This is a genomic window from Halorientalis marina, from assembly GCF_023028345.1.
GTDB classification, from domain to species: domain Archaea; phylum Halobacteriota; class Halobacteria; order Halobacteriales; family Haloarculaceae; genus Halorientalis; species Halorientalis marina.
Genome location: NZ_CP095487.1, coordinates 3,278,776 through 3,295,461 on the forward strand (window position 1 = coordinate 3,278,776; position 16,686 = coordinate 3,295,461).

Below are 16,686 nucleotides of genomic sequence, written 5' to 3' on the forward strand. Positions count from 1 at the left end.
CCCTCGAGAGCCCCCCCACTGTAGCCACTGCCGGATATGGAGGGGCATTTATATACTACCGGCCTGCTGACGCCGCGAGTCCGGTTCCGCTCCAACCACCGTCGGCGTCAGTCCGCCTCGCCCTCGTCGTTCTCGCCGGTGACGAACGCGAGCAGGTCCTCGTCGGCCACGTCCATCCCCTGCCGGCGGAAGAAGGACGCGACGTTGTGACAGTCCCGTTCGAGGAACTCGCGGCTGTTGGGGTGGTGGACCGTCACGGCCTGTCCGAGGTCGATGACGACCAACTGGCCCTCGTGGAAGACGACGTTGTACTCCGAGAAGTCGCCGTGGACGAGGCCGGCGTCCTGCAGGCGGCGCATGTACTCCCGGATGACCTCGTAGGCCGTCTGCGGGTTCTCGATTTCGACCTCCGAGAGCCGCTTCGCCCGCCCCGTCTCCGTCCCGATGAACTCCATCACCATGACGTTGCGCTCGACGGCGACGGGCGTCGGGACGCGGACGCCGGCGCTTCGCGCCCGCGAGAGATTGGCGAACTCCTTGCGGACCCACGCTTTGACGACCTCGCTCTTGTCGGAGCCGATGCCCTCGAAGCGGGGGTCCCCCTCCAGATACCCGCGCATATCCCGGAAGTCGGAGGCGTTGATGCGGTAGACCTTGACGGCGACCTCCGGGTCCGTCGCCGTCTCCCCCTCGACGATGTCCATCGCTGCCGAGCCGCCCAGCGCCTGATAGACGTTCGCCTCCTTGCCCGTCGAGAGCGGGCCGCCGAAGGCCTGGATGTAGCCGTCCTGTACGAGTTTGTAGAGCGCGCCGTAGGTGGCGTCGTCGAAAACGGAGTCCTCGACCTTGAACTGGTCGGCGTCCTTGATTCGCTCGCGGAACTCGCTGAACTCGCGGTCCCGCTCGCGGGCGATGCGGTCGGCCTCGGTATCGGCGACGTCGATCTCCTCCCACTCGTCGCCGGGCGACTCGACGTCATCGGTCTCGACGAGGTCGAAGTCAGCCACCGGTTACACCCCCACCAGTAGTCGGAGGGCGGTTCGCTGTGGGGACCGCGAGCGGCCGGCGTGCGGGCTGGTGGAGGGCATCACGATAGCGTCACTCTTGGATGTGACCCTCCTGTCGTAACTGGTCCGCCTCCTGTTTCTCGTAGCGCCAGGCGATGTCCCCCTTCTCGTCTTGCCAGTCCCACGGCTCGACGAGGACCACGTCGTCCTCCCGGATCCAGATTCGCTTCTGCATCTTCCCCGGGATACGAGCAGTGCGTGTCTGCCCGTCCATGCACCGGACACGGACGCGGTTCGCGCCGAGCATCTCGGTGACGACGGCGAACACCTCGTCGTCGTCGGGCATGCGAAGGTCCTTGCGCCCCTCGTTGTCGCTCATATCCGGCCATTCGACCGGGAGACGGTTTAAGGTTTGCACATTCTGCACCGCCTGGCACCGCTCGGTGCCGGCGATTCGCACGGACCGCGCCACCGGATAGGACGTATCGAACGCGCGTGGCGAGGCGGCCACGGCAGGGTCGGCCGGGCAAGTGGCGCTCGCTGCATGGCTCGCCCCGTCTCGGCGCGCTCCAGGCCCGCCCGACCCGGTTCGTGCGGATATCGACGCTGTAGATACTGTTTTCACGTTGGATGCGCAACAGGAAACGGTATGGGGAAGGAGGGTGTGACGCACGTCCGGAAAGCCTGCGCGTACATTACCAGAGACACGTCCGAACTGCTGGTGTTTCGTGGCCCCGGACACGACGGACTCCAGATACCCAAGGGGACGGTCGAACCCGGCGAAACGCCGCGTGATGCCCTGTTTCGGGAAGCGATAGAAGAGAGCGGGCTCGCCACGTTCGAGCGGCCGCGACACCTCGTGACCGACGTCTGGAAACGCCGCGACTCCCCGCCGAAGCGGTACGTCCGGAGTTTCTACCACGTCCCGGTGTACGAGTCACGGGACGCGTGGACCCACACCGTCACCGGGTCGGGCGAGGAGCAGGGCGTCGAGTTCGAGTTCTCCTGGCTCACGCTCCCGACGGACGCCACGTTCGCGCTCGACCTCGACGATTACGTCCACGTCCTGCCCCACGGCTCCGGCGGAACCGCGCCCGTCGATACGACCACCGACTGACCCCGCGGGCGCGAGCACCGGAGACCGCCGCGTTACTCCTCGTCGGTCGTGATGGCCGCGGAGAGCCCCTGTGCCATCTCGATGTCCGCGTCGTTGTTCATCGTCCACGCCGTCCGCTCGGTGACGGCCTCGATGACTTCCCGCGCCGATGGGTAGCCGTTCCCGGACTTCTTGACCCCGCCGAAGGGCAACTGCACTTCGGCGCCGATACACGGCAGGTTCGCGTACGCGAGCCCCAGGTCCGCGTGGTCGCGGTAGTAGTGGAGTTGGCGGTAGTCCTCCGAGATGATCGCCCCCGCCAGGCCGTACTCGGTGTCGTTCTGAATCTCGACGGCCCGCTCGACGCCGCCGTCGTACTCGAGCAGGGCCACGTGGGGGCCGAAGACCTCCTCGCGGAGCGTCCGCAGGTCCGCGTCTGGGTCGACCTCGTAGACGAACGGGCCGACCCAGTGGCCGTTCGCGTAGCTGCCGCTACGCTCACCATCGGCGGCCGAAGCCGCCCCGCCTTCGTGACCGCTGGGGATCGCCCCGGGGTCGAGGTCCGCCCGGTCGACGAGGACATCGACGCCCGCTTCGCGGGCGAGCTCGTTGTAGCCGGTCACCTTCTCGACGGCGTCGGCGTCGACCAGCGGTCCCATGAAGGTGTCCGCCGCCAGTGGGTCGCCGACCGCGACCCCCTCGGCCACGTCGACGAACCGGGATTTGAATTCGTCGTAGACGTCGGCGTGGACGATCAGGCGCTCGCTGGAGACACACCGCTGGCCCGTGGTCTTGAACGAGGACAGCACCGCCGCGTGGACGGCGATGTCGAGATCGGCGTGTTCGGTCACGACGACGGCGTTCTTTCCACCCATCTCGCAGGCTGCGAGCTTTCCCGGTTCGCCGCCGACGGTGTCGGCGATGTCGTGACCCACCTCGGCGGACCCGGTGAAGAGGACGGTGTCCACGTCCGGCGAGTGGACGATTGCGCTCCCGGCGTCGCCGTAGCCCTGGACCATGTTGAACACGCCGTCGGGGACGCCGGCGTCCTCGAACATCTCGGCGACGACCTGCCCGCACCACGGGGTCTGCTCGGCGGGCTTCCAGACGACCGTGTTGCCCTCGACCAGCGCGACCGCCATGTGCCAGAAGGGGATGGCGACCGGGAAGTTCCACGGCGTGATACACCCCACCACGCCCCGGGGTTTTCGCCGCATGAACGAGTCCTTCCCGGCGATCTCGCTCGGCACCACGTCGCCGTGTGGGTGGCGGGCGTTGCCGGCCGCCCACTCGACCATGTGGGCGGCCTCGACCACGTCCGCGCGGCCCTCGCTGATCTCTTTCCCACACTCCTTGGTGACGATTTCACCGAGTTCGTCGGTGCGCTCGCGGAGTTCGTGGTAGATGTCCCAGAGGTACTCCGCGCGGTCGATGTAGGACAGTGCGCGCCACGCCTCGAACGCCTCGTCCGCGGCCGCGACCGCCCGCTCGACGTCCGCGTCCGTGCCACGCCGGAACGTCGCCAGTTCCGCGCCCGTCGCCGGGTTCTCGCTCACGAACGTCGCCGAGCCGTCGCCGTCGATCCACTCGCCACCGACGTAGTGGCCGTACTCTTGTTTGCTTGTCGTTGCCATGTCACACGGTAGCAGTTCAGAGGGCAAAAGTCCGTCCCCGACGGCGGAGGGTCGCGCGAAACCGGCGGACTACGGGGTGAACGGAGGAGGGGCGACGGTCACTCCCCGGAGCGGTGGCCGGGGTTCCACTCGCCGTCGAAGTCCTCGTGGAGGAAGGGCTTGGCGTCCTCGCCGGCGTAGGTCCCGACGAGGTTGCCGTCGCCCTCGATGTGCCACCTGTAGGTCGTCAACCCTTCGAGGCCGACGGGGCCGCGGGCGTGGGTCTTGCCCGTGCTGATGCCGACCTCGGCGCCGAGGCCGTAGCGGTAACCGTCGCTGAACCGCGTGGAGACGTTGTGGAACACGCTCGCGGAATCGAGACTCCGCATGAACGTGCTCGCGCGGTCCGCGTCCTCGGTCACGATGGACTCGGTGTGTTTCGAGCCGTGCGCCGTGACGTGGTCGATAGCGGCAGAGAGCGAGTCGACGACGCGGACGGCGACGATGAGGTCCCCGTACTCCGTCTCCCAGTCCGCGTCGGTCGCTTCCTCGGCGTCGATGAGTTCGCGGGTGCGCTCGTCGCCGCGCACCTCCACACCCGCATCCGCGTACCGCGCGGCGATGTCGGGCAGGAAGTCGGCGGCCACCGACTCGTGGACCAGCAGCGTCTCGACGGCGTTACAGACCGCCGGGTACTGCACCTTCGCGTCGTAGGCGATGTCCGTCGCCATCTCCAGGTCCGCCTCGCTGTCGACGTAGACGTGACAGATGCCCTCGGTGTGGCCCAGCACGGGGATGGAGGTGTTGTCCTCGATGTAGCCCACGAACTCCGAACTCCCGCGGGGCATCAGCAGATCGACCGCGTCGTCCATCCCGAGGAGGGTGTCGACCTCCTCGTGGGCCTCGATGAGGTGGGCCCAGCCCGCGGGCATATCCGCCGTCGCGTCGCGGATGATGTCGTACAGGACGCGGTTGGAGTGCAGCGCCTCGCTGCCGCCCTTGAGGATGACGGCGTTGCCCGACTTCATGCTCAGCGCGGCGATCTGGACCAGCGCGTCCGGCCGGGACTCGAAGACGGTCCCGATGACGCCGATGGGCACCGAGAGCTTGTACAGCTCCATGTCCTCGTCCAGTTTCCGCGCCGCGAGGGTCTTCCCGAGGGGGTCGTCCTGGCCCGCGACCGAGCGGACCATCTCGGTAATGCTCTCCAGTTTCGCTTCGTCGAGTTTCAGCCGGTCGACGAGGGCCTGCGTGTACTCGCCGGCCTCCAGCATCTCCTCGGCCTCCGCGACGTCTTTCGCGTTGGCCTCGAGGATCTCCTCGTGGGAGTCGTCGATGGCGTCCGCGATGTCGTGTAGCGCCGCACTCCGGCGGTCGTCGGACAGTTTCGCCAGCTCCAGTGCGGCGGTCTGTGCCTCCTCCACTTTGGTCTCTGTGTCTTGCTCAGTCATCGGTGGCTCCGTTCACGGGGACGAATATCGTCCCCACGGGCTTTTCGGCAACGATTCGTGCCAGCACGTCGGGCTCCGTCGACCCCGCGATGACGGCCGGGATGCCGTGTTCGCTCACGTCGCGTGCGCCCTCGACTTTCGTCTGGATGCCGCCGAACTCGGCGGCTGCGCTGTCGTCGACGATCTCTTGGACGTCGGCGTAGTTGCGGCCGACGGCCTCGATCCGCTCCGCGTCGGCGTCGTGTTTCGGGTTCCCGGTGTAGACGCCGTCGACGTCCGTCAGCGTCACCTGCAGGTCCGCGTCGACGCCGATTGACACCGACGCCGAGAGCATGTCGTTGTCCCCGATCTCGATCTCCTCGGTGGCGACGGCGTCGTTCTCGTTGACGATAGGGACGACGCCCCACGAGAGCAACGTCTCGACCGTGTTCCGGACGTTCGTGAACCGCTCGGGGTTCTCGAGGTCCTGCTGGGTGAGGAGAAGTTGTGCGACCTTCCGACCGTGGCGGTCGAAGCTCTCGGAGTAGCGGTGCATCAGGAGGCTCTGCCCGACCGTCGAGAGCGCCTGCGAGGCCTCGACCGTCTCGCCGTCGTCGGGAGCGATCCGGCCCCGCCCCGCGCCGATGGCGCCGGAGGAGACCAAAATTACCTCGCGGTCGGCCGCGAGCAGGTCCTCGATGTCGTCGACGAGCTTGTCGAGTTTCTCGTCGTCCAGATTCGAGTCCTCGTCCGTCAGGGAGTTGGTCCCGATCTTGACGACCACGCGCTCGGCCGCGGCGGCCAGCCGGCGGGTCTCCGCCACCTCGTCGGCGTCGACAGCCTCACTCATGGAACTCACTGGATAGCTCCTCGGCGCGCTCGTCGGCCGCCTCGATAGCGCCGGCGACCTGTTCCTGGACGTCGCTGTCCCACAGCAGTTCCATCCCCTCGATGGTGGTGCCACCCTCGGTGGCGACGGCGTCGATCAGGTCCCCGACGGACTGCTCCGACCGGAGGACCGTCTCGGCGGCCCCCTTGAACGTCTGAGCCGCGAGCGCCTCGGCCTGGTCCGGTTCGAACCCCCCCTCGACGCCCGCCTGCTTCATCGCCTGCAGGAGATAGAAGACGAAGGCCGGGCCGCTCCCGTTGACCGCCGTCGCGAGGTTCATCAGCGACTCCTCGACCTCGACGAACGTGCCGATCTCGTCCAGAAGCGTGCGTACGTCGTCGTCCGGCTCGTCGGCCCAAGCCACGGCCACCGCCGCGTCGCCGAACTCCGCCGCGAGGTTCGGCATGACCCGGACCACGCGGGCGTCGGTTCGGGCCGCCACGTAGTCCGTCGTGACGCCCGCCGCCAGCGTGACCAGTGTCTGGTCCGCGGAGAGGTCGAGGTCGTCGAGGACGACGCCGACCGTGTCCGGTTCGACCGCGACGATGACCACCTCGCTGTCGGCCGCCGCCGCGAGGTCCTCGCTCGTCTCCGCGACGAACTCCGCGACCGCCGCCCGCGCGTCCGGGTCCAGATCGATCGCCGTGATCCGGTGATCTCCGGACCCGGCGAGGCCCTTGACGAAGGCACTCCCCATGTTTCCACAACCGATGACGCTCGTGTCGACCATTGTGTCTGACCTAACGAGTGGACACGAACATACCGGCTACGGTTTCGGCGTGGCCCGTCCCCCCGCCACGGACCACCGGACGCACCCGCCCGCACCGTCGGTCCACGACCCAGACCGCAGCATTTCCTTCGACGGAAGCAGTGAGTCGGCCGTCCGCGCCCGAGCGCGCTCGATCCAGGCCGGCCGGCCGACTACCAGCAATTCTTTCCCACAGAATCGCGGCCGGCGGGGACAGTGTCGATTCCCCATATAACGGCATGCACCCCAAAGCACAGGTGTATGATATACCCCACCAATGATTTAATAGGGAGTATTTGCAGTGTGAGCCTGCATGAGAGCAGCAGTCTTTCACGGGGCTGGGGAACCACTCCAGATCGAGGACGTAGAGAAGCCGGCGGCCGACGAGGACCAGGTCGTCGTCGAGACCGAGGCGTGTGGCATCTGTCGTTCGGACTGGCACGCCTGGAAGGGGGACTGGTCGTGGATCGGCGTCATGCCGACCGACGGCCTCGTCTTCGGCCACGAGCCCGCCGGCACCGTCGTCGAGGTCGGCGACAACGTCGAGCGCGTCCGCGAGGGGGATCAGGTCACCGTTCCGTTCAACCTCTCCGACGGCACCTGCCAGCACTGCCGTAGCGGGCGCGGGAACATCTGCGAGCAGATGGTGCCGCTCGGCTTCCTGAAGATGGCCCCCGGCGCCTTCGCCGAACAGTTCCCCGTCCGCCAGGCCGACCACAACATCGTCAAACTGCCCGACAACGTCGATCCCGTCCACGTCGCCGGCCTGGGCTGTCGGTTCGCCACCGCCTTCCACGGCCTCGTCCACCGCGTCGACGTGACCCCCGGCGACTGGGTCGTCGTCCACGGCCTCGGCGGCGTCGGCCTCTCCTCGGTCCACATCGCCGACGCCCTCGGCGCCAACGTCATCGGCGTCGACATCATGGACGAGAAACTCGACAAGGCAGAAGAACTCGGCGCCGACGAGACCCTCAACGCCAACAACGTCAAGGACGTCCCCCAGGCCGTCAAGAAGTTCACCGAGTCCTCGCGGGGCTGTGACATCGCCGTCGACGCGCTGGGCGTCGCCGAGACCTGCCAGAACGCCATCAACTCCCTCGGGAAGGGCGGCCAGCACCTCCAGATCGGCCTCACCACCTCCGAGGAGGGCGGCGAGGTCTCACTGCCCGTCGACACCATGGTCATGGACGAGCGCGAGTTCTACGGCTCCTTCGGGATGCCCCCGAACGAGTACGACGAGATCTTCCGCATGATGGAACGCGGCAAGATCGACCCCGGGAAGATCGTCACCGAGACCGTCTCGCTCGACGAAGTCCCCGACATGATCGAGGGCATGGGCGACTACCAGACGGTGGGGATTCCGGTCTGTAACGAATTCTAGGCCCCCACTTTTTACTTCGTCGGGTGCGCCTGCGGCGCACCGCTCACACCAGAAATCGAAGATTTCTGGTTTGCTCACGAGACGCAGAGCGTCTCGTGAACCTCGTAAAAACGTGGGGAAAAACCGCCGAAACCTCACTTCGTTCGGTTTCGGTGAACCGCGCGCCTGCGGCGCGCGGATGCTCGTACCGCTCAGCCACCGCCACTACACCACCCACACACACCGGCCGTATAAAGAGCCGAGAGGGCGAGGGACAACGCGTTAGCCCCCGGACTGCGACGAATCGGGTGCAATGGGGATCACGCTACCGGAGAACGGACAGGAGTGGATCGACGAGTGGAAGGAGTTGCTCAACGAGAGCGAGCGGTACACCGAGGCCGGCGAGGGATGGGGGGTCGACTTCGACGGCTCCTTCCTCTTCGACATCCAGCCCGACGGCACCTACGACGGCGAACCGCTGCAGTTCTACATCGAACTCGAAGACGGCACCTGCCACGAGGCCACCGAAATCGACGACGAGGACGCCGTCGACTGGGGCTTCGCCTACCGCGGCCCCTACGAGAACTGGAAGGGCCTCATCCAGGGCGATATCGGCGCCATCGATGGCCTCATGTCCGGGAAATTCGAGCTGGACGGCGATATGCAGAAAGTGCTGCAGTACTCCGACGCTGCCACCGTCATGACCGAAAACGCCGCCGAGATCGACACCGAGTTCCAGTACTAGACCACCTTTTTGTTTCGAGGGGTGCGCGTGGCGCACCCCTCTCGCAAAAACGTGGGCGAAAAACCAGCTTCACGCTCGGGCTGGGACCTCCCTGCGGTCGGTCCCGCCGCTCGCGTGGAGTGAACCGCCTCGCGCCGTCGGCGCTCGGCGGATGCTCTGCCGCACCGCCGGCCACAATTTACACCGTGACGATTTCTTGGGGTTTATCCCTGCCTCGGTCGACGGGCCGGGTATGCTGAAGGCACTCGGTGCTGGCGGGATCGTCGGCTTCCTCCTGTTGACGAGCGGTATCGCCCTGCTCGCGTGGTACGACCTGGTCGTCGGCGGCGGCGTCGCGGCCGTCGTCGCCGGCCTCGGACTGATGCTCTACGGGCTCGTCTCCAGCCTGCTGCGGAGCATGGGGATGGGCATGGGCGACTTCTAGAAGTCCGCGGCCCGGTCGGAGGCGCGGTGTTCGCTGATGAGTTCGTCGACCATCTCCTGATTTTGCTCCAGTTCCCGCTCGCGGGCCCTGTCCTCCCAGTCCTCGATGACGCCCTCGATCTCACTCTCGCGGGCGACCGCCAGTTCGTCGACCACCTGAATGGTCACGTCGTCGGCCGGCCCCACCGGCACGTCGTGCTCGAAGAGCACGTCGTCGGCCACCTCCGTGAGCCGACCGCCGCTGCGGAGCACGGCCCGGGGCTCGGTCTCGGCGAGGCGTTCGGCCGTGCTCCGGCCGGCCCCGCTCCCGTCCTTGAGGTAGACGACGTCACCGGACGCCAGCCCGTACTGCTCGTCGGCCTCCTCGATCGCACCCTTCGTGAACTCCGTGACGACCTTCACCGGGACGAGGTCCTCCTGTTTCGCCGAGACGTCCGCGAAGTTCGAGTGGTCGAGCTTCCAGAGCGCCTTGAGCCGCTCCAGTTTGGACTCCAGTTCCTCCGCGCGCTCGACGGCCTCGTCGCGCTCGCGTTCGAGCCGTTCGTTCTCGCGTTCGAGCCGCGTGACCTCGCGGCGCTCGCGGGCCTCGCGCCGTTCCTCCCGCCGGGCATCGGAGAGTTCGTCCTCGTACTCCGCGATGCGGTCGTCCTTCTCGGCGATGGTGTCTTTGAGGTCCTCCGTGTGGGACTCCAGGCGGTCGACCCGCGCCCGGAGCCGCTTGATCGTCTTCTCCTCCTCGGTGAGTTCCCGCTCGGTGTGTTCGTGCTCGTCCTCATCTTCGTCCTCGTCGGGATCGAGGTCGGCGAGGACGGTCTCGACGGACTCCTCGCCGGCGACGACCCGCGAGAGCACGTCCCCGAGGTCGTGCTGTGGGGGCACCTTCTCGGCGACGCGGTCGAACTGGCCCTCGTGGGAATCGAACGCCTCCAGCGCGGCTGCGACGGCGTCGCGCTCGTGGTCGTTGTCGTAACTCACCTCCCGCGTCCGGTGTTTCTTCTCGTCGACGGGCAGGTCCGACTCGGGAACCCAGCCGGCGGCCTCGAAGCTTCGGCGTATCTTCTCGACGGTCGCGGGCATCGGCGTCACGTCGGCGGCGACGATGATGGGGCGCCCCCGCTCGATGATCCACTCGATGACGGCGGCCACGTCGTCGGTCCGCGTGCTGTAGACGTCGAGTACGGAGCCGTCGACGCCGACGACGGCCGCGGCGGTGGTCGTTCCGGGGTCGATACCGACGATGACGTGGTCGCGACGCTTGGCGAGCGGGCGGAACTCGATACCGTCGCGTTGCTCGCGCTCGATTTCGACCCGCACGTCGCCCGAGCGGTGGCTGGAAACGGGGATGTCAGCGGGCCGGCCCTCGACCTCGAAGATCGCGTTCGTGAATCCGCCGTACTTCTCCGTGACATCGCGTTCGTAGTCGAGGCCGGCCTCGTCGAGTTCGGACTCGACCTCGCGGGCGCGCTTTTTTACCGCGCCGTGGATGCGCCGGGTGTAGCGATCCTCCGACCAGCCGCCCTTGCCCGTCGAGCGGCCGCGTGCGACCTTCACCTCCGTGGTGTCGGTAAAGGCCGTGACCTCCTGACCGACGTTCATCGCGGCGAGACGTGCGGCGGCTTCGGCCTCCTGCATCGGGTCCTTGCCGTAGGGCACGCCGTGTCTGGAGGCGACCCGCGAGAGCGGTTCCGGGCGCTCCGCCCCCGTGACCTGGACGAGTTTCGTCTCGTCGGGGAGCTCCCGGAGGAAGTGGATGAGCCCGTCCTTGTCGGCCGCGAGTTCGTAGCGGTTGTCCGTGGCGACGATGGCCGGTTCCTCGCGGTCGATGAGGCGGCGGAGTTTCCGGCGGGAGACGACGTCGCGGTCGAGTGACTCGCCGTCGAAGGCAACAACCGCGTACGACGGCGCGTCCCCCCTCACGTCCCCGCTCTGTACGTCGACCCCGAAGACGACTGCGTCGAGGGCACTCGTGCGGGCGCTCACGGTCACGGGTACGGCCCTGACGGGCATAAATTCCGTGGGGGGTCACCGCACGGCCACGGCACGGTCGCGGGCGGCGACCGACGGACCCGTTCGCCATGTGGTTTTTTCAACTAGCTGTTCGTTCCGTCCAACACTACTGGGTGTTACCAAAAGTCATGGGCGGAACTGACACGGCGACAGTGGAGCCGGAGACCGCGTATCGTCGCTCGTACGTCGCGGCCTGGGGTGTCGGCTCGGCCGCGTTCGTCGGTCTCATCGCGGCGGGGTTGCCGCTCGTCGGGTCCGTCGCCTTCGGCGCGGCGGTCGTCGTCGGGGTCGGCGCCCACCAGGTCTTCGAGGGGGAACTGTTCGACGACGCCACCAGTGACCTCCGGGCCGCCAGCACCAACACCATCGCCGTGCTGGGCATCACCGCCGCGGTCGTCTTCCCGACGCTGACGATCCTCTACTCGCTCGGCCTCTACGAGTGGCCCGCCTGGCTCACCCGGATGGCCTGGTTCGTCGGCGCCCTGTTCGTCGTCTGGATCACCATGTTGCTCGTCGCCCGGCGTTGACTCACAGCGCGTCGGCGAGGTCGACCGCCAGCGCGTCCAGTTCCTCGCGGTCCGCCGGCCCCTCGCCGACCGGCAGGACCACGCCGTCGCCCTCGTAGCGCGGAATCACGTGCAGGTGAACGTGAAACACCTCCTGGCCCGCGGCCTCGCCGTCGGCGAGAAAGAGGTCGATACCGTCCGGGTCCAGGTCCGAGTCGCGCATGGCCCCCGCGACGGCCATCGCCTCCTCGAACATCCGCCCGCCGATCTCGGGGTCGAGTGGCGTGAGGCCCGCGGCGTGTTCTTTGGGGATTACCAGCGCGTGTCCCTCAGTGATGGGGTTCAAGTCCATGAACGCGAGCAGGTCGTCGGTCTCGTCGACGACGCTGGCCGGCGCGTCGCCGTCGACGATGGCACAGAACAGACAATCCTCGGCCATGGCTGGGAATCGACCGGCCAGGACAAAAACGGTCCGGCGCTCCACGGAAGGTTTATTCCCGTGGCCGAACCGGGTTCGCTGATGCCTGGTCGCCGCCCACTGCTCGTGGTTGTCCCCCTCCTCTGTGCGACGCTCGTCGCTCCCGCCGCGACGGCACAGCCACCCGCGAGCGACGCCCGGGACACGCAGACCGAGTGTGAACTCCCCGACGCGCCGACGGATACCGACCGCTCCGAACTCCTCGTCGCTCCGGCCGGCACCCAGGACGAACTGACGAGTCCGACCGCGATCCGCCGTGCCGTACGGACCGGGCGGCTCACCGCTCCGCGGCGATCCGGGACTATCAGGGTCGACGATGCTCCCCGCGCCAGCGTCGCGCTGGGGGACACCGTCGTCTACCAGATCGTCTCGAATGAATCGGGCGCGCTCCTCGACCGACTCGCGGCCGCGAACGGGTCCACGCCCACGACGCGGTTCGCGTCGCTCGTCAGCGCAGACGGGGTCGGTTTCGAGTACGTGGGTCCGGGCGGCAACCCGCCGGCGCTGAACCTCTCCGCGAGCATCGCCGCCGAGAGGTTCGGAGTCGTGCCGGACCGGGAGTCCGGAGTGCTGTACATGGTCGTCGAGAGCGGTGCCCTCCTGTTCGAGCAGGATCGAGAATCGAGCCAGACCGAGGGGCTGGGCCGTCGCGGACTTCGCCTGTCGATCACCTCCGAAAACGGATCGGCCGACGGGCCAGCACTGCTAACGACCGAGTACGAGGTCGTGCCTCGCGAGGTGCGGTTTTTCGGCGGCGAAGACGACCAGTTCGAGCGTGCAACCGCGCCAGCACAGTCGGTCTGTGGCGCCACTACCGTCGCTCCGGGCAGCGAGATCACGGTCGGTTACCGGTCGCTCGACGGCGGGCCGCTCCGGACCGTCGGCACAGCGACCGTACGCGATTCGTATTCTTTCACTGGAACTTTGAACCTGTCCGGAACGGCACCCGGTGCGTACATCCTCGGTGGACGGAACCTCTCGACAGCGGACCCACGGACACTGCTCGTCGTCGGGAACGTGAGCGTCGCGGCGCTCGACGTGGCGGACGTCCGGGAGCTCGCGCGGGTCGAACGGATCACGTACGAGTTGACGTCGACCGACGGGGGGTTCGTTGTCTTCCGGAACGAGACCGGCGCGGTGGTGGGGACGTCGATCCTGTGGACGCCGGGCCGGGTGTCGTCTGGCCTCCTGCTCGACAGGCCAGTCCGTCGGAACGGGACGCTCACGGCGACGGTCTACCGGGACGTGAACGGCAACGAGACGTACGACGCGGCCGACGAACCGTACCGCGTCGGTGGCCGGCCGGTCACGGCGACCGCCAACCTGACCGTCATCGACCCCGATCCGGCTCCGGACCGATCAACGACGCAAACGACTGCGCGGTCGACCCCCACAGTGGCACCGGGGACGACCGTTTCGGTCACGACCGGCGCTGGCTTCAGCTCCCTGGCGGCCCTTGGAGCGGTCCTCGCGGTGGTCGCGTTCGCTCTGCGGGATTGAATCGAAGACGCTACCCTTCGGCGTCGGGGAAGGGAACGTCCAGTTCGTCGCCGTCGTCGGGCACGAACGCCTCGCCGCCGAAGACCGCGCGGGCCTCCTCTGCGAGCCGGTCGGCCTGCCCGGCGTACCGCGTCGAGATGTGGGTGAGCGCCAGCCGTTTCGCGCCGGCGCGGTTCGCGATTTCGGCCGCCTGTCTCGCCGTGCTGTGGCCGGTCTGTCCGGCCCGCTCGGCCCGGTCCTCCGCGAAGGTCGCGTCGTGAACGAGGAGGTCGGCGTCCGTGGCCGCCTCGACCGTGCTGTCGACGGGGCGGGTGTCGCCGGTGTAGACGACCGTCCGGCCGGGGCGGGGCGGGCCGACGACCTGGTCCGGCTGGATGACGCGCCCGTCGTCGAGTTCCACCGGTTCGCCCCCGTGGAGTTTGCCGTACGCCGGCCCCGGCGGAATGCCGAGTTCCTCCTCGGCCTTCTGCCGGTCGAACCGGCCCTTGCGGTCGTCCTCGACGAGGGCGTAGCCGACGGCGGTGGTACGGTGGTCGACCTCGAAGGCCCGAATCGCGAAGTCCTCGCGGTCGAGCGCGGTGTCGCCGGGCGCGACTTCGTTGATGCGAACCGGGTAGGAGGGGCTCGCGCCAGCGGCCGTGACCAGGTCCCTGATTTCCCCGCGGGTGCCGGCGGGGACGTGGATCGCGAGGGGGTCCTCGCGGTCGTTGAAGTCCCACGTCTGGACCAGACCGGGGATCCCGAGGACGTGGTCGCCGTGGATGTGAGTGACGAACAGGTGGGAGACGTTGAACCCGGTCGAGAAGCGCATCATCTGGCGCTGGGTCCCTTCACCGGCGTCGAAGAGGAAGCGTTCGCCTTCCCGGCGGACCAGCAGCGAACTCGGGTTCCGCGCCGTCGTCGGCACGGCCCCACTGGTTCCGAGAAAGGTGACGTGCATACCGGAAGCGAGGGCCGGCGACGCCTAAACCCGCTTCGGTCCGGGACGGGTGGCGGCCGCGCGGTCGCCGAACACGGCGACGGTTCGGCCAGTCGGCTTATCAGTGCGTGGCTCTCCGCCGTTAGTGTATGCGACGAACGCTTGCAGTCGTTCTCTGCGTGGTACTCATCGCACTGGCGGGGTGCAGTGGTGACGGGCCGGGAGCGAGCGACGACGCCATCGACCGCAGCGGGACCGCGACGATCAACTTCTGGGTGAGCGACCAGCCCGGCGCCCTCGAGGACTTCGAGACGCTGAACGTCACGGTCACCCGCGTCGACTTCAAGCCGGCGAACGGAACCAACGCGTCGGCCAACGAATCGGAAAGCGAGAGCGACTGGGTCGAACGAGACATCAACGAGACGACGGTCGACCTGACGCGACTGGCGGGCGACAACGCCTCGCTCCTCGACAGCGTCGCGGTCCCCAACGGCACGTACACGAAGACGGTCATGTACGTCAGCGAGGTCGAGGGGACGACGACCGACGGGGCTCAGCCGGACGTGAAACTGCCGAGCGAGCGCCTCCAGTTGAACACCGAGTTCACGGCCGCCGCGAACGAGTCCGTCGACTTCGTGTTCGACATCCAGGTGACCAGGGCCGGCAACAGCGGCCAGTACATCATCCGACCGGTCATCAGCGAGTCCGGGACCGACCAGCCGATCCGTGACGTCGACGCCGAGGACGACGGGGACGACGATGGCGGCCCGCCGGACGACCGCGGGAACGGGAACGGCGGGAACTGACCGGGGGAGACGGTCCCGCCCCACGGGTGAGCGTGCGTCCGGGGTGAGACCGCGACCGACCGATTCTTACAGGGCCGACGCGTAGCCGCGCTCGATGGAGACGCCGCTGTGGACCGACGCACACGCGCCGGACATCGACGACCTCCCACAGGAGGGGGTCCGCGAGTCGCTGTGGGGCGCCGTCGACGAACCGCTGAATCTCGTCGTCCACGGCCCAAAGGGCAGCGGGAAGACGGCGGCCGTCCGGGCGCTGGCCGAGGAGACCCACACCGACCCCGACAACGACTTCATCGAGATCAACGTCGACGACTTCTTCGGGCTGACGAAAAAGGAACTCGGCGAGGACCCGCGCTTCGCGTCGTTCATCACGCCCAAGCGCCGCCGGGAGTCCTCGAAGGCCGACCTCATCAACCACGTCCTCAAGGAGTCGGCCAGTTACTCGCCGGTGTCGGGCGAGTACAAGACGATCCTGCTCGACAACGCCGAGTCGATGCGCGAGGACTTCCAGCAGGCGCTGCGTCGCGTGATGGAGCAGTACTACGAGGCGACGCAGTTCGTCATCGCCACGCGCCAGCCCTCCGCGCTCATCCCGCCGATCCGCTCGCGGTGTTTCCCGATTCCCGTCCGGGCACCCACCCACGACGAGATTGTGGGCGTCCTCGGGGACATCGTCGAGGCCGAAGGCGTCGAGTCCGACAGCGAGGGAATCGAGTACGTCGCCGGCTACGCCGACGGCGATCTTCGGAAGGCCATCCTCGGCGCACAGACGACCGCCGAGGGGGAAGGCGAGATCACGATGGATGCGGCCTACGAGGCGCTCGGCGAGGTCGGCACCGACGACCGCGTCGAGGCGATGCTCGACGACGCCGAGGCCGGCGCGTTCACGGACGCCCGCTCGACGCTCGACGACCTGCTCGTCGACGAGGGGTTCAGCGGCGAGGAAGTGCTGGAGGACGTCCTCCGCGTCGCCCGCTCGCGGTACGACAGCGACCGGCTGGCGGAGGTCCACCGAGTCGCGGGTGAAATCGATATGGACCTGCAGTCGGGGACGAACGACCGACTGCACATCGCGCACCTCCTCGCCACCCTCGGCGAGGGGTCGTGACGCGGTCGGCGTGAGCGAACGACCGATTGCACATCGCGCACCTCCTCGCCGCTC

The 16,686-nt window shown here is 67.8% G+C and carries 17 protein-coding genes; 8 read left to right on the forward strand and 9 right to left on the reverse strand.

Going from position 1 to position 16,686, the window contains the following annotated elements; translation table 11 throughout:
* Positions 1-107: 107 nt before the first annotated feature.
* Positions 108-1,007: a serine/threonine-protein kinase Rio1 gene (gene rio1 / locus MUG96_RS16940; RefSeq protein WP_246984637.1), complete on the reverse strand. Its 900-nt coding sequence runs from the start codon at positions 1,005-1,007 to the stop codon at positions 108-110.
* 91 nt (positions 1,008-1,098) lie between these two features.
* Entirely contained in the window at positions 1,099-1,386 is a 288-nt protein-coding gene (gene eif1A, locus MUG96_RS16945; protein WP_246984638.1) for a translation initiation factor eIF-1A, read from the reverse strand.
* 270 nt (positions 1,387-1,656) lie between these two features.
* Here eif1A and MUG96_RS16950 point away from each other — a divergent pair, with 270 nt between their 5' ends.
* Complete coding sequence (locus MUG96_RS16950; protein WP_246984640.1) at positions 1,657-2,124, forward strand: NUDIX hydrolase; 468 nt, start codon at positions 1,657-1,659, stop codon at positions 2,122-2,124.
* A gap of 32 nt (positions 2,125-2,156) precedes the next feature.
* On the opposite strand, the gene MUG96_RS16955 is transcribed toward MUG96_RS16950, so the two are convergent.
* From MUG96_RS16955 to proC, 4 genes are all read right to left on the reverse strand, one after another.
* Positions 2,157-3,737, reverse strand: coding sequence for an aldehyde dehydrogenase family protein (locus MUG96_RS16955; RefSeq protein WP_246984642.1), 1,581 nt, complete (start codon positions 3,735-3,737; stop codon positions 2,157-2,159).
* Between the two features lie 98 nt (positions 3,738-3,835).
* The gene (locus tag MUG96_RS16960) at positions 3,836-5,167 is read right to left on the reverse strand and encodes a glutamate-5-semialdehyde dehydrogenase (RefSeq protein WP_246984644.1); all 1,332 of its coding nucleotides are present in this window, start codon (positions 5,165-5,167) and stop codon (positions 3,836-3,838) included.
* On the reverse strand, positions 5,160-5,996 hold the full coding sequence (gene proB, locus MUG96_RS16965) for a glutamate 5-kinase (RefSeq protein ID WP_246984646.1): 837 nt from the start codon (positions 5,994-5,996) through the stop codon (positions 5,160-5,162). Before proB ends, MUG96_RS16960 begins: the two co-directional genes overlap by 8 nt.
* On the reverse strand, positions 5,989-6,765 hold the full coding sequence (gene proC, locus MUG96_RS16970; protein ID WP_246984648.1) for a pyrroline-5-carboxylate reductase: 777 nt from the start codon (positions 6,763-6,765) through the stop codon (positions 5,989-5,991). The genes proB and proC overlap by 8 nt, the downstream gene beginning before the upstream one ends.
* A 331-nt stretch (positions 6,766-7,096) precedes the next feature.
* Between proC and MUG96_RS16975 the strand changes: the two genes are divergently transcribed.
* The 3 genes from MUG96_RS16975 (at position 7,097) to MUG96_RS16985 (ending at position 9,312) form a co-directional block, all read left to right on the forward strand.
* Positions 7,097-8,164 (forward strand): zinc-dependent alcohol dehydrogenase family protein, encoded by a 1,068-nt coding sequence (locus MUG96_RS16975; RefSeq protein WP_246984651.1) that lies wholly within the window; start codon positions 7,097-7,099, stop codon positions 8,162-8,164.
* A 292-nt stretch (positions 8,165-8,456) separates the two neighbouring features.
* Positions 8,457-8,888: an SCP2 sterol-binding domain-containing protein gene (locus MUG96_RS16980; protein ID WP_246984652.1), complete on the forward strand. Its 432-nt coding sequence runs from the start codon at positions 8,457-8,459 to the stop codon at positions 8,886-8,888.
* Between the two features lie 232 nt (positions 8,889-9,120).
* Entirely contained in the window at positions 9,121-9,312 is a 192-nt protein-coding gene (locus tag MUG96_RS16985; protein WP_246984654.1) for a DUF7470 family protein, read from the forward strand.
* Here the strand turns inward: MUG96_RS16985 and MUG96_RS16990 are convergent.
* Positions 9,309-11,291, reverse strand: a complete 1,983-nt coding sequence (locus MUG96_RS16990; RefSeq protein WP_373221905.1) for a DUF460 domain-containing protein — start codon at positions 11,289-11,291, stop codon at positions 9,309-9,311. The genes MUG96_RS16985 and MUG96_RS16990 overlap by 4 nt on opposite strands.
* Positions 11,292-11,446: 155 nt before the next feature.
* On the opposite strand from MUG96_RS16990, the gene MUG96_RS16995 reads away from it, so the two are divergent.
* Positions 11,447-11,845, forward strand: coding sequence for a hypothetical protein (locus MUG96_RS16995; RefSeq protein WP_246984657.1), 399 nt, complete (start codon positions 11,447-11,449; stop codon positions 11,843-11,845).
* A 1-nt stretch (position 11,846) separates the two neighbouring features.
* Here MUG96_RS16995 and MUG96_RS17000 read toward each other — a convergent pair whose 3' ends face one another.
* Entirely contained in the window at positions 11,847-12,263 is a 417-nt protein-coding gene (locus tag MUG96_RS17000) for an HIT family protein (protein ID WP_246984659.1), read from the reverse strand.
* Positions 12,264-12,344: 81 nt separating this feature from the next.
* On the opposite strand from MUG96_RS17000, the gene MUG96_RS17005 reads away from it, so the two are divergent.
* A complete protein-coding gene (locus tag MUG96_RS17005; RefSeq protein ID WP_246984661.1) occupies positions 12,345-13,802 on the forward strand; it encodes a DUF7282 domain-containing protein in 1,458 nt (485 codons plus the stop codon).
* A gap of 10 nt (positions 13,803-13,812) precedes the next feature.
* Here the strand turns inward: MUG96_RS17005 and rnz are convergent, their stop codons facing one another.
* Entirely contained in the window at positions 13,813-14,742 is a 930-nt protein-coding gene (rnz, locus tag MUG96_RS17010; RefSeq protein WP_246984663.1) for a ribonuclease Z, read from the reverse strand.
* Positions 14,743-14,870: 128 nt separating this feature from the next.
* Here rnz and MUG96_RS17015 point away from each other — a divergent pair, with 128 nt between their 5' ends.
* Together MUG96_RS17015 and MUG96_RS17020 are read left to right on the forward strand one after the other, a co-directional pair.
* Entirely contained in the window at positions 14,871-15,527 is a 657-nt protein-coding gene (locus MUG96_RS17015; protein ID WP_246984664.1) for a DUF4382 domain-containing protein, read from the forward strand.
* Between the two features lie 94 nt (positions 15,528-15,621).
* Positions 15,622-16,632: an AAA family ATPase gene (locus tag MUG96_RS17020; protein WP_246984665.1), complete on the forward strand. Its 1,011-nt coding sequence runs from the start codon at positions 15,622-15,624 to the stop codon at positions 16,630-16,632.
* The last annotated feature ends 54 nt before the right edge of the window (positions 16,633-16,686 follow it).

What these genes read in the sequence shown, in the direction of transcription:
- eif1A (WP_246984638.1), bottom strand. Translation starts at nt 1,386, where the DNA reads ATGAGCGACAACGAGGGGCGCAAGGACCTTCGCATGCCCGACGACGAC.
- MUG96_RS16950 (WP_246984640.1), top strand. Translation starts at nt 1,657, where the DNA reads ATGGGGAAGGAGGGTGTGACGCACGTCCGGAAAGCCTGCGCGTACATT.
- MUG96_RS16955 (WP_246984642.1), bottom strand. Translation starts at nt 3,737, where the DNA reads ATGGCAACGACAAGCAAACAAGAGTACGGCCACTACGTCGGTGGCGAG.
- MUG96_RS16960 (WP_246984644.1), bottom strand. Translation starts at nt 5,167, where the DNA reads ATGACTGAGCAAGACACAGAGACCAAAGTGGAGGAGGCACAGACCGCC.
- proB (WP_246984646.1), bottom strand. Translation starts at nt 5,996, where the DNA reads ATGAGTGAGGCTGTCGACGCCGACGAGGTGGCGGAGACCCGCCGGCTG.
- proC (WP_246984648.1), bottom strand. Translation starts at nt 6,765, where the DNA reads ATGGTCGACACGAGCGTCATCGGTTGTGGAAACATGGGGAGTGCCTTC.
- MUG96_RS16975 (WP_246984651.1), top strand. Translation starts at nt 7,097, where the DNA reads ATGAGAGCAGCAGTCTTTCACGGGGCTGGGGAACCACTCCAGATCGAG.
- MUG96_RS16980 (WP_246984652.1), top strand. Translation starts at nt 8,457, where the DNA reads ATGGGGATCACGCTACCGGAGAACGGACAGGAGTGGATCGACGAGTGG.
- MUG96_RS16985 (WP_246984654.1), top strand. Translation starts at nt 9,121, where the DNA reads ATGCTGAAGGCACTCGGTGCTGGCGGGATCGTCGGCTTCCTCCTGTTG.
- MUG96_RS16995 (WP_246984657.1), top strand. Translation starts at nt 11,447, where the DNA reads ATGGGCGGAACTGACACGGCGACAGTGGAGCCGGAGACCGCGTATCGT.
- MUG96_RS17000 (WP_246984659.1), bottom strand. Translation starts at nt 12,263, where the DNA reads ATGGCCGAGGATTGTCTGTTCTGTGCCATCGTCGACGGCGACGCGCCG.
- MUG96_RS17005 (WP_246984661.1), top strand. Translation starts at nt 12,345, where the DNA reads ATGCCTGGTCGCCGCCCACTGCTCGTGGTTGTCCCCCTCCTCTGTGCG.
- rnz (WP_246984663.1), bottom strand. Translation starts at nt 14,742, where the DNA reads ATGCACGTCACCTTTCTCGGAACCAGTGGGGCCGTGCCGACGACGGCG.
- MUG96_RS17015 (WP_246984664.1), top strand. Translation starts at nt 14,871, where the DNA reads ATGCGACGAACGCTTGCAGTCGTTCTCTGCGTGGTACTCATCGCACTG.
- MUG96_RS17020 (WP_246984665.1), top strand. Translation starts at nt 15,622, where the DNA reads ATGGAGACGCCGCTGTGGACCGACGCACACGCGCCGGACATCGACGAC.